This is a genomic window from Paenibacillus sp. FSL L8-0436, from assembly GCF_038593025.1.
In the GTDB taxonomy this organism is placed as follows: Bacteria; Bacillota; Bacilli; order Paenibacillales; family Paenibacillaceae; genus Paenibacillus_AQ.
The window spans coordinates 2,741,215-2,757,448 of the sequence record NZ_CP151955.1; the positions used below are offsets into that span (position 1 = coordinate 2,741,215).

Annotated in this window: 15 protein-coding genes; 9 read left to right on the forward strand and 6 right to left on the reverse strand. The window is 51.8% G+C overall.

The annotated features are described in order from the left end of the window. Positions 1-8 precede the first annotated feature (8 nt). The 3 genes from NSS79_RS12450 to NSS79_RS12460 all read left to right on the forward strand — a co-directional run bounded on the left by NSS79_RS12450 (position 9) and on the right by NSS79_RS12460 (position 3,953). The gene (locus tag NSS79_RS12450) at positions 9-884 is read left to right on the forward strand and encodes a carbohydrate ABC transporter permease (protein ID WP_038589718.1); all 876 of its coding nucleotides are present in this window, start codon (positions 9-11) and stop codon (positions 882-884) included. Positions 885-977: 93 nt separating this feature from the next. Next, positions 978-2,534, forward strand: coding sequence for an extracellular solute-binding protein (locus NSS79_RS12455; protein WP_342439575.1), 1,557 nt, complete (start codon positions 978-980; stop codon positions 2,532-2,534). A gap of 27 nt (positions 2,535-2,561) precedes the next feature. Further along, positions 2,562-3,953: an FAD-dependent oxidoreductase gene (locus NSS79_RS12460; protein ID WP_342439576.1), complete on the forward strand. Its 1,392-nt coding sequence runs from the start codon at positions 2,562-2,564 to the stop codon at positions 3,951-3,953. 22 nt (positions 3,954-3,975) lie between these two features. On the opposite strand, the gene NSS79_RS12465 is transcribed toward NSS79_RS12460, so the two are convergent. After that, positions 3,976-4,818, reverse strand: a complete 843-nt coding sequence (locus NSS79_RS12465; protein ID WP_342439577.1) for a YihY/virulence factor BrkB family protein — start codon at positions 4,816-4,818, stop codon at positions 3,976-3,978. Positions 4,819-4,908: 90 nt separating this feature from the next. Between NSS79_RS12465 and NSS79_RS12470 the strand changes: the two genes are divergently transcribed. The 3 genes from NSS79_RS12470 (at position 4,909) to catA (ending at position 7,293) form a co-directional block, all read left to right on the forward strand. Continuing rightward, a complete protein-coding gene (locus tag NSS79_RS12470) occupies positions 4,909-5,112 on the forward strand; it encodes an aldo/keto reductase (protein ID WP_342439578.1) in 204 nt (67 codons plus the stop codon). 455 nt (positions 5,113-5,567) lie between these two features. After that, a complete protein-coding gene (locus NSS79_RS12475) occupies positions 5,568-6,500 on the forward strand; it encodes a hypothetical protein (protein ID WP_342439579.1) in 933 nt (310 codons plus the stop codon). Between the two features lie 133 nt (positions 6,501-6,633). Beyond that, a complete protein-coding gene (gene catA, locus NSS79_RS12480; protein WP_342439580.1) occupies positions 6,634-7,293 on the forward strand; it encodes a type A chloramphenicol O-acetyltransferase in 660 nt (219 codons plus the stop codon). A 17-nt stretch (positions 7,294-7,310) separates the two neighbouring features. Here catA and NSS79_RS12485 read toward each other — a convergent pair whose 3' ends face one another. Further along, positions 7,311-8,171 (reverse strand): SDR family NAD(P)-dependent oxidoreductase, encoded by an 861-nt coding sequence (locus NSS79_RS12485; protein WP_342439581.1) that lies wholly within the window; start codon positions 8,169-8,171, stop codon positions 7,311-7,313. A gap of 218 nt (positions 8,172-8,389) precedes the next feature. Here NSS79_RS12485 and NSS79_RS12490 point away from each other — a divergent pair, with 218 nt between their 5' ends. Then, the gene (locus NSS79_RS12490) at positions 8,390-9,484 is read left to right on the forward strand and encodes a glycerol dehydrogenase (RefSeq protein WP_342439582.1); all 1,095 of its coding nucleotides are present in this window, start codon (positions 8,390-8,392) and stop codon (positions 9,482-9,484) included. 98 nt (positions 9,485-9,582) lie between these two features. Continuing rightward, positions 9,583-10,521, forward strand: a complete 939-nt coding sequence (locus NSS79_RS12495) for a divergent polysaccharide deacetylase family protein (RefSeq protein WP_342439583.1) — start codon at positions 9,583-9,585, stop codon at positions 10,519-10,521. Here the strand turns inward: NSS79_RS12495 and NSS79_RS12500 are convergent. Continuing rightward, positions 10,508-11,275: an N-acetylmuramoyl-L-alanine amidase gene (locus NSS79_RS12500; protein WP_342439584.1), complete on the reverse strand. Its 768-nt coding sequence runs from the start codon at positions 11,273-11,275 to the stop codon at positions 10,508-10,510. The two genes, NSS79_RS12495 and NSS79_RS12500, sit on opposite strands and share 14 nt — an antisense overlap. A gap of 201 nt (positions 11,276-11,476) precedes the next feature. Between NSS79_RS12500 and NSS79_RS12505 the strand changes: the two genes are divergently transcribed. Next, positions 11,477-11,665, forward strand: a complete 189-nt coding sequence (locus tag NSS79_RS12505) for a YqzE family protein (protein WP_038589726.1) — start codon at positions 11,477-11,479, stop codon at positions 11,663-11,665. Positions 11,666-11,804: 139 nt separating this feature from the next. On the opposite strand, the gene NSS79_RS12510 is transcribed toward NSS79_RS12505, so the two are convergent. The 3 genes from NSS79_RS12510 to NSS79_RS12520 form a co-directional block, all read right to left on the reverse strand. After that, positions 11,805-12,869, reverse strand: a complete 1,065-nt coding sequence (locus NSS79_RS12510) for a hypothetical protein (RefSeq protein WP_342439585.1) — start codon at positions 12,867-12,869, stop codon at positions 11,805-11,807. Positions 12,870-13,029: 160 nt separating this feature from the next. Next, on the reverse strand, positions 13,030-14,109 hold the full coding sequence (locus tag NSS79_RS12515) for a YqhG family protein (protein ID WP_342439586.1): 1,080 nt from the start codon (positions 14,107-14,109) through the stop codon (positions 13,030-13,032). Further along, complete coding sequence (locus NSS79_RS12520) at positions 14,109-15,851, reverse strand: SNF2-related protein (RefSeq protein ID WP_342439587.1); 1,743 nt, start codon at positions 15,849-15,851, stop codon at positions 14,109-14,111. Before NSS79_RS12520 ends, NSS79_RS12515 begins: the two co-directional genes overlap by 1 nt. Positions 15,852-16,234: the final 383 nt, after the last annotated feature.

Here is a 16,234-nt window from a genome sequence, read left to right on the forward strand (position 1 = left end):
AGATAACAATGACCAAACGAACCAAAGGAGATCTGGTGCTCGATATCTCCGTGTATGTCTTCCTGATCGCCCTGGGGATTATTATGCTTCTGCCGCTGCTGAACGTGTTATCCAAATCGGTCAGTGAAGAATGGGCAATTACTTCCGGCAAGGTAGGCATCCTGCCTGTGGGTTTCCAGCTTGACACTTTGAAGGAGGTTATTTCCTCCTCGATGTTCATACGCGCCTTCTGTGTATCCATCGGCGTCACTGTAGTAGGAACGGCTATTTCGATCCTGATGACCGCACTTACCGCGTACCCGTTATCCAAACGTAATCTGCCGGGTATTTCCTTCATTATGGTGCTGTTCATCTTCACTATGCTGTTCAACGGAGGGCTGATTCCCAATTATCTGCTGATGCGCCAGCTGCATTTGATCAACAATCTGTGGGTGCTGATTCTGCCCGGGATGATCAGTGTCTTTAACATGCTGGTTATCAAAAGTTATTACGAGAGTCTTCCCGAAGCACTGGAGGAATCGGCACGGATTGACGGTGCCAAGACGTACACTATCCTGTTCCGGATCATCCTGCCGCTCAGCATGCCGGTTATCGCCACCATTGCCCTGTTCTATGCCGTGGGCTTCTGGAATGATTATTTCGGCCCGATGATCTATATCAACGATACCGCGCTTAAGACTTTGCAGCTGTATCTGCAGGATGTCGTAATGGATGCCAGTGCGGCCAATGCCGTGAACAAAAGCGTGGACGATCTCATGAATATGTCACCGGAAGGCATACGCGCAGCGACTGTGGTAGCCTCCACTGTCCCGATCCTGTTTGTGTATCCGTTTCTGCAGAAGTATTTTATCAAAGGGGTGCTGATCGGCTCTGTAAAGGGCTGAGTTTTGTCCCCGCAGCTTGCGCTATGAAGCCGCTCTTTGACAGAGCGTTTCATATACAACATCACCCCATATCATTGGAGGAGGGTTATAAGGATGAAATATAGAAAAGGATTGTCTCTCATGATGTGCACCGGGCTGCTGCTTGCAGCAACGGCCTGCGGTTCATCGGGCAACAATGGCAACAAAGAGAGCAAGGGAACAGAGGAGGGGGCGAAAGCTCCGGCGGCTACAACCGCTGCAGTAACTGAAAGCGATTCCAAGCCTGAACTGAAATCGCTCAATCTGTGGTCAAAGGATGATTACAACACGTATCCGCTTGCCAAAGTGATTGAAGAACAGACCGGCTACAAGGTGAAATACGAAATGCTTCCGGCGGATAAAGCGATGGATAAGCTTAACCTGCTGATTTCCTCCGGTGAGCCTTATGACGTTATTACCATTTCCGGTGAAAAAGCCGTGTATACCGATTATGCCAAAATGGGTGCCCTGGTGGATCTGGGACCGCTAATTGATGAGTTTGGTCCCAATATTAAAGCTTCTATCTCGGAGGCATCCTTTGATGCCATGAAGGTAAACGGCAAAATCTACGCTATTCCGAACAGTTCTTCGCAGTTTGCCGGGGCCGATCTGATGATCCGCCAGGATTGGCTCGACAAGCTGGGGCTTAAGATGCCGACGACGCTGGATGAATTTACGGCAGTGCTCAAGGCGTTCAAGGAAAAAGATCCCGGCGGCAACGGCAGCAACAGCGCACCGATGTCAATTGACGGTGCTCTCGCAACGACAGCCAATATTACCGGTGCATTCGGGATTGCCACAAGCTGGAACCAGGTCGACGGCAAACTGGTGCCGACACCGCTGCATCCGGGATTCAAGGAATATTTAACTTATATGTCCGATTTGTATAAGCAGGGGCTTCTGGACAAGGAATTTGCAGTTAACAAGGATGCTACCCTGAAGGAGAAGTTCACCAGCGGTAAGGTGGGTGTGATTCAGCTTCCCTGGTATGACATTCCGGGCATTGCTGATGCGCTGGCTGTGAATTTCCCGGACGCCAAGTTTGCCTACCTTCCTGCCTTAAAAGGGAAAGACGGGCAAATGGGCCTCGGAATGAGCGGCGGGTTCGACCGCATTACCTTTATTCCGAAATCTGCCAAACATCCGGAAGATGCGATTAAATGGATCAATGCCAAGCTGGAGAAAGAAACGTTCAAGCTGATCGCCATCGGAGAGGAAGGCAAACATCATACGTTTAAAGATGGCGTATACAGCCCGATTCTCCCGCTGTTCACGGATGAACGGGGCAATGCCAGCAACTATCTGACCGGTATCGACGAAAAGCTGTATCCAATCTATTGGCAGGCCCGTGTCCAGAAGGATGCACGTCTGTTTGCCGGCTTCTCCTTCCTTAACAATGAGCTGCCGGCAGAGGCCAGAATTTCCGATCCGCTTGCGCTTGCTCCGTCCCTGCCGGAATATTCCAAGAGCAATGCTTCACTGGGTCAGATGATCAATGATTTTGCCGTCAAGGTAATCGTAGGTGAGGAGTCCCCTGATGCGGTAACAACATTTGTTGAAAAGTACAATGCCGCTGGCGGAGAAGCGAGTGTCAAAGAAGTTAATGACTGGTATGCGGCATCCGCTAAATAAAAGGCTGAGTGTTTGGAGGAAAATAGAATGAAAACCTACAGGATGCGGAGCAATGAAGTTCCGCTCCAGGACAACTGGGATGTGATCGTTGTGGGCGGCGGCCCTGCGGGCTGCACGGCCGCCGCCGCCGCTGCGCGTGAAGGGGCAAGAACACTGCTAATTGAAGCGACGGGAAGCCTTGGCGGAATGGGAACCTCGGGACTCGTGCCGGCATGGTGTCCATTCTCCGACATGGAGACCATCATCTATAGAGGGCTGGCGATGAAAGTATTCGAAGCCCTGAAAGCTCAGATGCCGCATGTTGATAAGGATGCCATGGACTGGGTGCCGATTGAGCCGGAGAAGCTGAAGGTTATCTACGATGAGCTGGTTCAAGAAGCCGGTGTAACTGTATTATTCCAGACCCTGCTTGGTTCTGTGGAAACCGGTGAAGACGGTAGAGTGGAAGCACTGATTACGGCCAGCAAAAACGGCCTGCAGGCTATGCAGGCCAAGGTATATATCGACTGTACAGGAGATGCCGATGTCGCGGCTTGGGCAGGGGCGGAATACCTCAAGGGCGATACCGAAACCGGTGACCTCATGCCGGCCACGCACTGCTTCAACCTCGGGAATGTGGATGAATATGCTTATCTGAACGGACCGCTGCTGCATGGCAATAATAAAACCAGTCCGATCTATGACATTCTGCGGTCCGGTAAATATCCGTTGATCCCGGATTCGCATATCTGCAACAATATGATTGCTCCCCGTACGGTAGGCTTCAACGCCGGCCATTTATGGGAAGTGGACAACACGGATGCCTTTTCGGTATCGGCTGCCCTGATGCAGGGAAGGAAACTTGCCGCAGTTTACAGGGATGCGCTAGCCGAGTTTATGCCGGCTTCCTTCGGCAGCTCTTTTGTAGCCAGTACAGGTTCTTTAATGGGAGTGCGTGAGACAAGAAGAATTACCGGGGATTACGTACTGAGTGTCGATGATTATGTGAACCGCCGCAGCTTCGCGGATGAAATCTGCCGCAACAGCTATTTCATTGACATCCATGGGACGGAAAAGGAAGAGAAGCAGGCTGGAGGCAAGCAGGAAGTCATTAAACGTTACGGTCCGGGCGAATCGCATGGCATTCCTTACCGTTGTTTGACCCCGCGGACGTTGAGAAACGTCCTGGTCGCAGGGCGTTCCATCTCCTGTGTGCGCGAGGTCCAAGGCAGTGTCAGGGTGATGCCGGTCTGTCTGACCATGGGCGAAGCCGCCGGGATTGCCGCAGCACTGGCAGTGAAGCTTCCTGACAATGACGTGCATGCCGTGGATATCCCTACCTTGCGCAGACGTCTGCAAGAAGAAGGAGCATACCTGCCGGAGATAGCCGGGGCAGACGCCGTCAAACCGCACGAAGAAGCGAAGAATGGTGTAGTCTAAAATACCTTAGCCTCACCGGAATCTATTTGCGGATGGGCCTGCGATTGAACAGGAGCGCGTTGATCTCGCCGCCGACCAGTATAATGATTGAACTGATGTACAGCCAGATCAGCAGGATCATGACGCCTCCGAGACTTCCGTAGGTTTTGGTGAAATCGCTGAACTGGTTGACGTAAATGGAGAAGAGAATGGAGGTTATGATCCAGCCGATGGTGGAGAACATCGCGCCGGGCATAACCTCTTTTAGCGTAAGCCTCCGGCTGGGTGCAATCCAGTAGAGCAGAGTGAACACGACGAACAGCACGAACAGCGGTACGATATATTGCAGCAGATCCCATACCTTCTGCAGGCCGTAGGGCAGATCAGCAAGCAGGAAGATCTGTGTCTTCAGCCAGCTCCCCAGTACGAGCAGCAGAATGCTGAGCAGAACAACCACACCGATGATCATGGTGGCCAGGAAAGCAATCCCCCGTATTTTCCAGAACACCCTGCTCTCCTCAATATCGTAGGCGCGGTTAAGCCCTTTAATGATAGCGTTGATGCCCTTGGAGGCAGCCCACAGCGTGGCCAGCATCCCGAAGGACAGCAGGGCCTCACTCCGTCCCTCGGATACATCCTGCAGAATCTCTTCAATTATGGAGACGGCTTCGGCAGGCATGATCTGCTGCAGCTCCGCAATCCTGTCCTCGATAGAAATATGGGCGTAACCGATCAGCGTCATAATAAAGATCAGGAAAGGAAACAGGGAGAGGATCAGATAATAAGTCAACTGCGCACTGATACCCTGCACATCGTCGAGTTTGATTTTTTGGAACAGCTGCTTCATCAAAGAGAACACACCTGCGGCATCCTTAGTCTTGTTCATAGTTCACTCCTCTACCCGCTTTTTCTTTTATGTTATGCATGTACATATTTTTAATATTAACATAACCGCAAAATTCCCAACGGTATGCCCATGGGCGGAGGGCTGAACCAAAGCGGAAACTCCAGATTGTGGATTAGACAAGAGGTGGAGCACAGTCTGCGGCGGCTGCAAACCGATTATATCGAGCTGTACCAGCTGCACTGTCCAGACCCGCAGACTTCAGCGGAAGAGACGCTCAATAGCTTATTTTACCCGTTACCGTTATTTTGTTCGACTCCTTATCCCAGTAAATAGACTTTTTTAATGCCAGAATGGCATCACGTAGTGGGATGAGCGTTTCTCCATCCTTTGAAACGATCGTTTGATGTTTCATTGTAATGCTCGCCCATCATACTTGAAAGGGTTTCAATACTACAATAAATATGATTTTCCTTAATAACATATTGAGATGTAGAATAATCAACTGAATTTGCCACGATATGGAGCGGAGTGGCCGCATAGATATTTGTTGTGGAAAACGGTAATACAAGTAGTAAGGATATAGCCGTTATCAACTTCTTAAACATCGTGTCACCTCACAAGTGTAATATCAATGTATCCTCTAGGACTCAGAAATAGAGATTGTACTTCATTCTAAAAAATAATGAGTGATGTCATAGCTATTTACATAGCGGGTTTTGTTTAATACAAGTATATACTTTAGCGCCAAGGACTTACAGGCTGATCTAATTACCGGAAGGGGAATCATAATGAGTTTACCGCTTACGGATTACAACAGAATTCGCAGCTGGTTTTACCGCAATGCCCGCCCTTTGGATCTCGCCAGATGGAGGTTCCACTTCGAAGAAGGGCCTTTGTCCGCAGTGTTGGAGGCCTTATCTGCTTATCAGAATGAAGACGGCGGTTTTGGACATGCGCTTGAAGCCGACTCCTGGAATCCGAACTCCACACCGATTCAGACAGCGACAACGGTAGAGAAGCTGCTGGAGATTCATTTTGATGACCGGACCCATCCGATCGTTCAAGGGATGATGAGGTATCTGGACAGTGGAGCCGAGATGGATGAAGGTATCTGGAGGAATGTAGTGGACTCCAATAATGATTACCCTCATGCCCCATGGTGGCATACGGATTCGAACAGCACCGCCCGCAGTATGTATAATCCGACAGCGATTCTGGCCGGGGCAATCCTCAAATTTGCTGACAGAGACAGCCGGCTCTATGAACAAGGCATGCAAATTGCCAAAGACTTGGCAGGCAAGTTCCTGGAGCATCCTGATATTGAGATGCATCCGCTGAAATGTGTGCTCACGATGCTGGAGTGTATCGCTGCCGCTAAGGTCGAGGAGCATTTCGCTTATCCGCAGCTAATAGTAGCTGCCAGAGCCCAAATCGCAGTGCTGCTGGCACGCGGAGCCGGGGATTGGAACGGATACAGCTGCAGACCTTCTGCATTTATCAAAACTCCGGATAGTTTGGGTGCCGCAGATCACGCAGCGCTGGTTCAACAAGAGCTGGACTACATACTGAGCACCCGAAATCCGGAGGGGGTTTGGAATTTAACTTGGAGCTGGGCTGCTTATGTGAAGGAATTTGCAGTCGCCGAAAACTGGTGGAAAGCGAGTATTGCGATTGGGAATTTGCTGCTGCTGCGCGCATTTAAAGGATTGGGATATTCTTGATGTTTTGGTTATGATGATGGTATACTCATCGGCATAATATAATTTCTCAAGGGATTGTGATGAGGATATGGTGAAATCAGTCGAACTGACCTCCTAAAATGAAAAATGCAATAATTTTAGGAGGTCAGAATATATGAATTTTAATCACATTGTCATGGATAACTGGAGTAGAAGACCCTATTTTGAACATTATATAAACAATGTCAGATGCACCTATAGCATGACTTCAAATATTGACATAACCCGTCTGCTTTCAGAACTTAAGAATAAGGGGATTAAGCTGTACCCGGCACTAATCCACATGATAACAACGGTGGTAAACCGCCATAGTGAGTTTCGCACCTGTTTTGATTCTGAAGGCCGGTTAGGTTATTGGGACAGCCTGTCACCTAGCTTTACAATCTTCCATGATGATGATAAGACTTTTTCAAGCATCTGGACTTTGTACGGTGAAGATTTTGGTGATTTCTACAGCCGTTATCTTGCTGATATGAAGATGTACGGAAGTGTTAAACAATTTGCCGCGAAAGCGAACGAACCACCTAACACCCTCCCTATTTCTAGCATTCCGTGGGTCAGCTTCACGGGCTTTAACCTGAACGTGTATAACGAGGGCACCTTTTTGCTGCCCATCTTTACAATGGGGAAATATTTTCAGCATGACCAAAAAATACTGTTGCCCTTATCGGGACAATTCCATCATGCCGTTTGCGACGGCTACCACGCCAGCGTGCTGTATAATGAACTGCAATTACGTGCAGATAGCTATAAGGAGTGGTTGCACTACAATTAGTTAGCCACCCCACATTATCAAGAGTTGCTGTAGGCAGGAACATACTCATGTTCATAAATAGCCTGTACTTTTTCCAGAACCTTGCGGCTCTCGGAGGCGAACTTCAGGTTGCTTACCTCGTCTTTGACGAGAAATACTCCGGGCACATGGCTGTGCTTGCCGAAAGCCGCTTTGTACAGCAGACCGGCCCCGTAGCTGGGATGGGGGAAGAACAGCCTGATAATCGGCTTCAGATAAAAAGGTAAACCCGATTTTTTGCCGCTGCGGATCGTATTATTGCCCCCCGGGTCTGCGCTGCGGATCATTATTTCTTCAGCGGCTAGTTGTGTGGAGATTTCTTTGGTCCAGAGTGAAAGTGCCATTTTGGAAGTAGCGTAGGGGCCGAACAGTTTTTTGAAGGATGACGGACGTTCCAGGGTATCCGGATTAAATTCCTTAAGTGTCAGAACCGCATTGGAGGCAGTGTTGATCACCGTTTTATGAGTTCCTTTCAGGAGCAGTCCTTTTAGTTCCATCATTATAATGTACGGGACCACTGTTTGCAGCTCAAAGTGCAGCTCCCGCCCCTGCTTGGAATAACTCAATTCGGCAAAGCTGCCGCCGGCGTTGTTGAACAGCAGATCAATTTGGGATTCAGCCGCCACAACCTCCCCGAGAGCTTTTCCCAGACTATGAAAATCTGAAAGGTCCGCCTTATAAATCCGCAGCCGCTTGCTGCTTAGTGCTTCAAGGATAGGGGCATCATCTTCGGGAAATCCTGAGCGGATTAGTGCGATCACCTCCCAGCCTTCACCCAGCAGTTTGCGGGTCAATTCCAGGCCAATTCCGTTGTTGGCTCCTGTAATCAGCGCGGTTCCGCGCTGTGTTTGTGTTGTCATAGTAATCTCTCCTCAAAGTGCAGTGATAGTGGCCTTAGGCCTGACGGTTGATGATGCGCTCATTGTATAAGTTGGAGCCGACTCCAAGTCAAGGAGAGGTGGGCTTGAAGTTGAATAGATTAGGGGATTAGAAAAGTGCAGAGGATGTCTGCTTTGTCCTTGCCGGGCGGCGGGTTCTTCCTTAAACTGATAAGGATTGGAAAAAGGAGGAACTTTATATGAATCAAGTCATCTATTCCCCGTCAAAGTATATTCAAGGCGGCGGTGAAATCTCGAAGCTGGGCGCTTATTGCACACAAATGGGAGCCACAGGGGCTTATGCCATTGTAGATCCTTACATCCTCGCTACCTACGGAAATGATATCGTCAGCAGCTTTGACGCTGAGTCTATGCCGCTTGTTCAGCGTGAGTTCAAGGGAGAATGTTGTCTAAAGCTGGTGGAGCAAATTGTTGCGGAGCTGGACTTGAACGCGACAGGTGTAATTCTGGGTATCGGCGGCGGCAAAACACTGGACACGGCCAAAGCCGTAAGCCGTTATATCGGATTGCCGGTGGTCATTGTTCCGACAGTGGCTTCTACAGATGCGCCTTGCAGCGCCTTGTCGGTACTTTATTCGGAGGAGGGTGAATTTGACCGCTATCTCCCTCTGCTGCAAAGTCCTAATGCCGTAATCGCCGACATAGATATTATTGCTAAAGCCCCTCCGAGATTGCTGGCGGCAGGAATGGGCGATGCGTTGTCCACTTTTTTTGAAGCAAGGGCTTGCCGTAATTCCGGCGCTGTGACCCATGCAGGGGGACAGAGCTCGATCGCTGCATTTGCGCTGGCGCGTGCTTGTCTGGATACGCTTCTTGCTGAAGGAGCTGAGGCATTAGAGGATGCCCGCAAAGGAATAGCCTCGGTGGCTGTCGGCCATATCGTGGAAGCGAATATTTACCTTAGCGGCATCGGCTTTGAGAGCGGCGGACTTGCCGCCGCCCATGCCATTCATAACGGACTGACTGTGCTTGAGGAATGCCGGCATATGCTTCACGGGGAAAAGGTGGCGTTCGCCACGCTGGCGCAGCTGATGCTGGAGCATACAGCGGAGGAGGAGATCGCTGCCGTCATTGCTTTCTGCCGGGAGGTCGGCCTGCCTGTAACTCTTAAGGAAATGGGCCTTTCTGGAATGGAGCCGGGGAAACTTATGGCTGCGGCCCAAGCCAGCTGTGAGGCAGACAGCCCGATGGCAAATATGCCGTTTGAGGTATTCCCGCAGGATGTATTTGATGCGATCATTGCAGCTGACCGCCGGGGGCAGCAGGCCGGATAACGATTGTTAATTATTGCGTACCTGTCCCGTACATATTTCTCCTTCAGGTTCCAAACAATGAGAACAATGGCACCATAGCATCGAAGGAGGAGATCCTCTTGAAAAAGAGCAATTATACGGGCAAACGCACCATTCTGTATCCATTCATTACTGTTGTCGCATTGATGACGGCGCTGGTTCCGGCCGCTGCAACTGCGCACGGAACATCAGCTGGTTCAGTTTCACATCACGTCAGGGGCAGCCGGTCTGTAGTGTCTTCATCCGGCCTTGCCGAACCCGCCGTGAACGGCAGCGCTAAGGGTGAAGGAACCCAGGAGAAGAAACAACATACCCGCAGCAGGGTAGCCATCATTGTCGATGATTTCGGCAATGACATGCGTGGTACGGAGGAAATGTTCAAATTGCCGGTTAAGATCACTGTTGCTGTAATGCCGTTTCTATCGACTACAGAGAAGGATGCACGACGTGCACATGAGCTGGGCTTCGATGTGCTGGTGCATTTGCCGATGGAACCGAAGCATGGCAAACCCGAGTGGCTGGGCCCGGGTGCAGTTCTGACCCGGATGAGCGATGCCGAGGTACGCAAGCAGGTCGAGGCTGCACTGGACAATGTTCCTTTTGCCGTGGGAATCAACAATCACATGGGCTCCAAGGTGACCGGTGATGAGCGGGTGATGGGCATTGTGCTGGCGGTATGCAAGGAACGCGGATTATTTTTTGTGGACAGCCATACGAATTACCGTTCGGTAGCCGGCAGAATGGCCCGGGAGATCGGATTGCCGCCCGTGGAGAATCATATCTTTCTGGACGATGTTCATACGGCAAGCCATGTCGTGAAACAAATGCGGCTGGTGCAGGAAAGGGCGCTGAATCAGAACTATTGTATAACGATCGGCCATGTTGGCATCCAGGGCAAAGAGACCGCTGCGGGCATCCGCAGCGGCATTGGCGAAATAAAGGACAGTGTCGAGTTTGTAGGCATTTCCGAACTGGTCCGGGACGAATGGCAATGGAACTCGAAGCCTACACTTCCATAAGATACCCGGCAATACCGTTAGCAATCGCTTCAGCAATTTCCTCTTGGCCCTGCGGACTGCAAAGCTTCTCGCGGTCGGTCGGGCTGCTCACAAATCCCGCCTCAACGATCACTGTTGTGGCGGTTATTTTATTGAGCAGATAAAACGGCTTGCCTTGCCTCGGGGTTTCTTTCACATCATAGAGATGGTTGAGCTGGTCCTGTATCGAACTGGCCAGCAGGAAGCTGCGGCCTTCCTGACGGTATAGCACAAGCGGCCCGTGTTTGGAGGGGGAAGCGGCCCAGTTAATATGAATGCTGACCACGACATTTGCCGGAAGCGTCTCGGCCAGCTCCTTGCGCTGGGCAAGGTCCCGCAAATGGCGGGAGGAGCTGCGCAGCCAGCGGTTCTCATCGCTGGGGGCATAGTCACCGGTCCGGTTAAGGATCGCATCAAAGCCGTCACTGCGCAGCAGCAGGAACAGCCGGCGGGAGATGGCGAGTGTGATATCCTTTTCAAGGATGGTTCCATATGACGTACCACCGTCAATTCCCCCATGCCCGGCATCAATCAGAATGATCCGCTGATCGTGGCCGAGCATATGCTGGCGCTCTTCTTTCGCCGGGGCTCCCGAAGGCGCCGGAGACGCCTGCACAATTCCTGAAGGTCCCAGGGGAAGCATAAACAGCAGGGCAGATGACACGATTACGAACAACCGGCGCAGTGTAACGTTTCCCCGGGTGGATTGGTTTCTGGTTTGGTTCAAGTAGTTCAAGCTGGATAACCTCCTTGTGCGGTAAAGATCTTTTGACCGGACTGGATACTTTGTTAGATTGTGCTGGAACAGGCAAAGCTATACGAAAAGCAGCTTCACGGTTTAGATATAGCTGTTCTAGAGCACACTAGGAACATGGAGATCCAGACAGAATCAAAGGTGAGTTCCCAAATTCAGTATTCAGGTTCAGGAGGTGGCGAAATGGCTTCCAGCGGTGATGAACTGGTGAAGTATATTACGGAAAAGGTAGTCGTTTATATCGAAGATCCGCGTGCCAGCCGGGCGCGGCGAAAGGCCGAGAAAGAGCCGTGGGCCGAGAAATGGTTCGGCATGCTGCCGCTCGGCTGGTCGATCTGGCGGAGCAAATGGAGCCGGAACGACAAAAAATGATCCGGGTGCAAGAGTACCGGCAAATCGCATGTACAGCTTGAACTGAAAACAACCTTCCAAGGTGCCTTGTACATGGCACTGTGGAAGGTTGTTTTGTTGCATACTAGCAGGAAAGACGTTGTACAAACAAAGGGTAAGCTTAACGTTTTGAAGTTGTAAGCGCACCGATCACTGTTTTGCCGGCTAGAGGCAGCTGGTGCAGGGTACCGCTTTGTTGAAGCGCTGAGAGAGGGAGGTAACGTTTGCCTTTCGGGCCCGCAGCGGCATAGACGATGGCCGGACTGCTGCCGCTTGTCTTCCCGCTGGAACCGGCAGGCAGCCAGCGCTGATACCCCGTAATCATAAACGGCGCTCCGGTCGTATCGTTCCTGCCAGCAGACTGAAAGACGAGACTGCCGCTTTGATTCAGCAGAACAGTGAAGTTTTCTGCGCTGTCCAGCTTCAGCTTGGGGCTGGTCAGCCACTGCAAGTCAGCGTATGGATCATCCAGACCTTCACTCCGGTAGGTCTGCAGGGGAGACCAGTCCGAGTCCAGCCCGGAGATTGTATTGACTCCATCAAACTGTACCTTCAGGACCTCTTCTGCTTTGTCTGAACTCCACGGCAGAACTTGCGGTACCGAAGCGTTGATATATATATCCGTATGGTCGAGCGTTAATTTCCACACCGGGAGTAAAGAGGCGTAAAGAGGTGTCAGTTCAAGCTTTCCTGAATAATCTGAAGAGATGAGTTCCTCCTGCACCAGAAACTGGCGCAGATCGGTCAAGCTGTAAGGCAGCCCGGAGGTTCCGGTTCCGTATTCACTAAGCATATAACCGCCTTGCTCTGTAGCCGAGACAATCAGGTATCCGATGCGCTGCCCGCCGTCCATGATATTAACAAGCCAGCTATGTGTGCCCGGTCCCAGCGGATAATAGTCGGTACGGGCTTCTTTCCAGCTTGTGAAGGGGGCATCGGCGGACAGCTTGCGGATGGTCAGCTTGGTGAAGTCCTGCAGCGATTCCGTTGATGGTTGCGTCTTGATCGCAAGTGAGGCCAGCGCATCATGGGAGACTGCTTGTGTGACAGTGACGCGGGTGTCCTTAGCGGCATAGACAGCCGGAAAAGCAGAGCTTGCCGACAGCCCGATTGTGCAGAGGCACAGAATGAGGAGGAAGCGGCCGCGACGACCAGGCACGGCCTTCCGCCTTGATTTTATAGTCATGTCGTCGTTCACCTTTCTTGGTCCAAATCAAATCATATTCATGGAACGGGTATAAATTAATTGTAGCGGACAAGCTCTAAAAAGGGTGTTGCATGCTGTCGCGCCGGGTTGCGGGAATTCCGCTGTTTTTTTGCCTGCTTTTAGCGAGCAGGGTCGCATTCTATGTGCTGCGCAGATGGAACAGGCCGTAGGTTACGGCAGAAACTGCAACCTGCGGCTCGTATTGCCAGGAGGTCTCCTTCCGGCGGCGGTTGTATTGCTCCTGGATCGCCAGCCGCTTCTCTTCGTCCTGCTCTTTGAGCAGCTCCTCATAATAAATGTCTACGATGCTCAGCTCAAGCCGCAGCCTTTCCCGGGCCTCCTCCGCCCAGCTGTAGTCCAGTTTCGCAAGCTGTGAAGTCAAATAAGCCTCCAGCCGGTCGGCCCCGGCGGCAATGGTAAGCTCCGAGGGCTGGATGTGAATATTCTCCGGCAGGCGGGGAGTTAATTCCCGTGAATTCAGCTTCGTGCCAAAGTCGGCGGCAATGACCCCGCTGGTTAAGGAAATTCCGATAAAATGCAGCTCTTCCCGTTTCAGATCGCAAGTCATCTCTACTTTGTAACAGACGCCTAGCCACGGTTCATAGGCCGCAGAGAACAGCGTCATCCGCTGCCTGCTTCCCGGGTCCTCGAACAGCTGCAGACATTTGCCCTCATCACGTGCGGCGGCCCAGATCTGCTTCAGCCGCTTGCTGCCGTATACTATATCCTCGCGGCGGATCATGCCCGGTCCGATCCGCGGCAGTACCGGCATAACGCCAAAGTAGCGGGCGAGAATGCCGTCCTGCGGATCTGCTTCAGCGGGAGCCGCCCCTGCGGATGGAGGCTGCCCGAAACCGGCCGCCGGGCTGTCCGCGCCGGCTTCCATCTCTGCCGCGCCAAGGTTGCCTCCTGCGCCCGGCAGAAGCCCGGCCGCAGGACGGCTTGCCGCACCCCGCTGTGCCCGTGGCGGAGGAGCGGCCTGCGCGGCCAAGCTGTCGTACTTCTCCGGGTCGAAGACGAAGGTGAACGACAGCGTCTCCGGATCGACGCCGGTGCGTTCCACGAACCCCCAATAATAAGGCCGGTCGGTGAGCATCCGGTCGGCGCGCGGCGAGAGCTTCACTGTCACATGCAGCGGAGATACCTCAAGGATCGAGCACTCCGTTGCTTCCAGATAATCCATGACATGCTTGCGGACTTGCTGCGGAGAAAGGGTCATCAGGTGGCCTCGCTTTCATTCTGTATGCCTTGGGTCAGCTCGCTGATGGATTCGCCGATGTGGTCAAGTCCGCTGCGCAGCTCCTCGTCGCTGCGGGCTTCAAGCATGATTTTATAAAGGCTTTTCTCCAGCGATTCCTTTTTCTCGAAACGTTCCAGGATCACATCCAAACCGCCGATGACCATCTCGAACATGTTGATTTTCTCATGCAGCAAATGCAGGATATGCTCTTCGATGGTACCTTCTGTGGAGAGGTTGTAGATGACCACATCGTTCTCCTGGCCCAGACGGTGGACCCGGCCGATCCGCTGCTCGACCCGCATCGGGTTCCACGGCAGATCGAAATTGATCATATGGTGGCAGAACTGCAGATTGATGCCCTCGCCGCCGGCTTCCGTGGCAATCATCACCTGGGCCCGTCCACGGAAAAGATCCATCATCCAGTCCTTCTTGCCGCGGTTCATCCCGCCGGAGTATGACACACACTGCAGCCCGTGTTCACGGAAGTATTGCAGCAGATACTCCTGCGTGGCGCGGTATTCAGTGAAGACGATGACCTTTTCGTTCATTTCACGGATCAGCTCCATCGTTTTCTCCGCTTTGGTATTCGTCTTGACGGTGCGGATGCTCTGCAGCAGCTCCATCATCCGCTCCCGCTTCGGAGAATCGGCAGGCAGCTTTTTGATTAGGTTCACCAAGGTAATGAATACAGCATCACGGCTGCTGCATACCTCACGCTGAAGCGTAACCAGAGAGAGCATGCTGCTGAGATTGCCGCCTGATTCCTGATATTGGTCTTTGACAAAGGCGGTAACGCCGTCATATAATACCTTCTCTTCCGGTGAGAGCGTGAGCGGAATATTGCGGACCTTGCGCTTGGTGAAGTTGACCGGGCCCTCGCCGCGGCGGTTGCGGATCATAACTTTGGACAGCTCGCCTCTCAGCTGGACTTCATTCTTCGGCTGGCGTTTGTCCACGACGAAATTAGCGGCAAAATCCCCCTGATTGCCAAGCTGCCCCGGCTTCAGCAGGGTGATCAGGTTGAACAGCTCACCGAGGTCATTCTGTACAGGAGTGGCGGTGAGCAGCAGACAGTACTTTTTGCGCAGCTGCTGAACGAACTGGTAGTTGGTGGACTTCTTGTTCTTCAGCTTATGGGCCTCGTCGATAATCAGCATGTCGTATTCGCTGCCGAGCAGCAGTTCTTTATGCGGATCACGTTTGGCGGTGTCCATGGAGGCGACCACAATGTCATTTCCCCAGGAATAGGACTTCTTCTGTGCTACGGCAGTTATGCCGAATTTGGCGTTCAGCTCGCGTACCCACTGCAGGACGAGCGAGGCGGGGACCAGAATCAGCACTTTGCTTACCAGTCCGCGTACCAAATATTCCTTAAGCACGAGACCGGCTTCGATCGTTTTGCCGAGTCCGACTTCGTCGGCGAGAATCGCCCGGCCCGACATTTCAAAGAGTACCTTATGAGCGGTATCAAGCTGGTGGGGAAGCGGAGACAGTCCTGACAAATGCTTCAGGCATTGCAGCTCGTCGAAGCTGGTGACAAGGCCCGATTCTTCACCCTGCACGGCAAGCCGGGATAACCTCAGGTCTCCCCAAGGCCCGCCTTTCTCCAGCCTCGACTCCAGATCATGCAGCCAGTTTCGCTCAAAGGATAGGGGAACAGGCAGCAGCGGTACGGGTGTATTGACCTCTTGCGTCAGGGAATTGCGGGATAATTGCGTCATGTTGCAGCCTCCTCCGGCGCTGTATCATATCGAACTAGCGTAGAAGTAGTATGCGCGTAAAAGAGAGAATTCATAACCTGATATGGATTGCGAAAGAGTTGTGCATATTAAAGATTCGCTCACCTGCAGATGAAAATTTTAGTTTCTGATTTTATAAAAAAACGAGCAAGAGTGAGAAAAGGCGTCATGAATGCCGATTTTCCGCCACGGGGCTTCCTATATCGAAAAAGACCTTCGATACAATATGTGGTATAGTTTAAAAGCTGACGCACACAATATATTGTTACAAATGCTTGAAATATTGATTTATCAGAGCATTTGACGGTTATTTGTTATTGACAAGAGAAACTTCCTTTGCACAAGCAGGGAGCTGGAAGTTTTTG

What these genes read in the sequence shown, in the direction of transcription:
- NSS79_RS12515 (WP_342439586.1), bottom strand. Translation starts at nt 14,109, where the DNA reads ATGACCCTTTCTCCGCAGCAAGTCCGCAAGCATGTCATGGATTATCTG.
- NSS79_RS12520 (WP_342439587.1), bottom strand. Translation starts at nt 15,851, where the DNA reads ATGACGCAATTATCCCGCAATTCCCTGACGCAAGAGGTCAATACACCC.
- NSS79_RS12470 (WP_342439578.1), top strand. Translation starts at nt 4,909, where the DNA reads ATGGGCGGAGGGCTGAACCAAAGCGGAAACTCCAGATTGTGGATTAGA.
- NSS79_RS12455 (WP_342439575.1), top strand. Translation starts at nt 978, where the DNA reads ATGAAATATAGAAAAGGATTGTCTCTCATGATGTGCACCGGGCTGCTG.
- NSS79_RS12490 (WP_342439582.1), top strand. Translation starts at nt 8,390, where the DNA reads ATGAATCAAGTCATCTATTCCCCGTCAAAGTATATTCAAGGCGGCGGT.
- NSS79_RS12510 (WP_342439585.1), bottom strand. Translation starts at nt 12,869, where the DNA reads ATGACTATAAAATCAAGGCGGAAGGCCGTGCCTGGTCGTCGCGGCCGC.
- NSS79_RS12505 (WP_038589726.1), top strand. Translation starts at nt 11,477, where the DNA reads ATGGCTTCCAGCGGTGATGAACTGGTGAAGTATATTACGGAAAAGGTA.
- NSS79_RS12485 (WP_342439581.1), bottom strand. Translation starts at nt 8,171, where the DNA reads ATGACAACACAAACACAGCGCGGAACCGCGCTGATTACAGGAGCCAAC.
- NSS79_RS12465 (WP_342439577.1), bottom strand. Translation starts at nt 4,818, where the DNA reads ATGAACAAGACTAAGGATGCCGCAGGTGTGTTCTCTTTGATGAAGCAG.
- NSS79_RS12450 (WP_038589718.1), top strand. Translation starts at nt 9, where the DNA reads ATGACCAAACGAACCAAAGGAGATCTGGTGCTCGATATCTCCGTGTAT.
- NSS79_RS12460 (WP_342439576.1), top strand. Translation starts at nt 2,562, where the DNA reads ATGAAAACCTACAGGATGCGGAGCAATGAAGTTCCGCTCCAGGACAAC.
- NSS79_RS12475 (WP_342439579.1), top strand. Translation starts at nt 5,568, where the DNA reads ATGAGTTTACCGCTTACGGATTACAACAGAATTCGCAGCTGGTTTTAC.
- catA (WP_342439580.1), top strand. Translation starts at nt 6,634, where the DNA reads ATGAATTTTAATCACATTGTCATGGATAACTGGAGTAGAAGACCCTAT.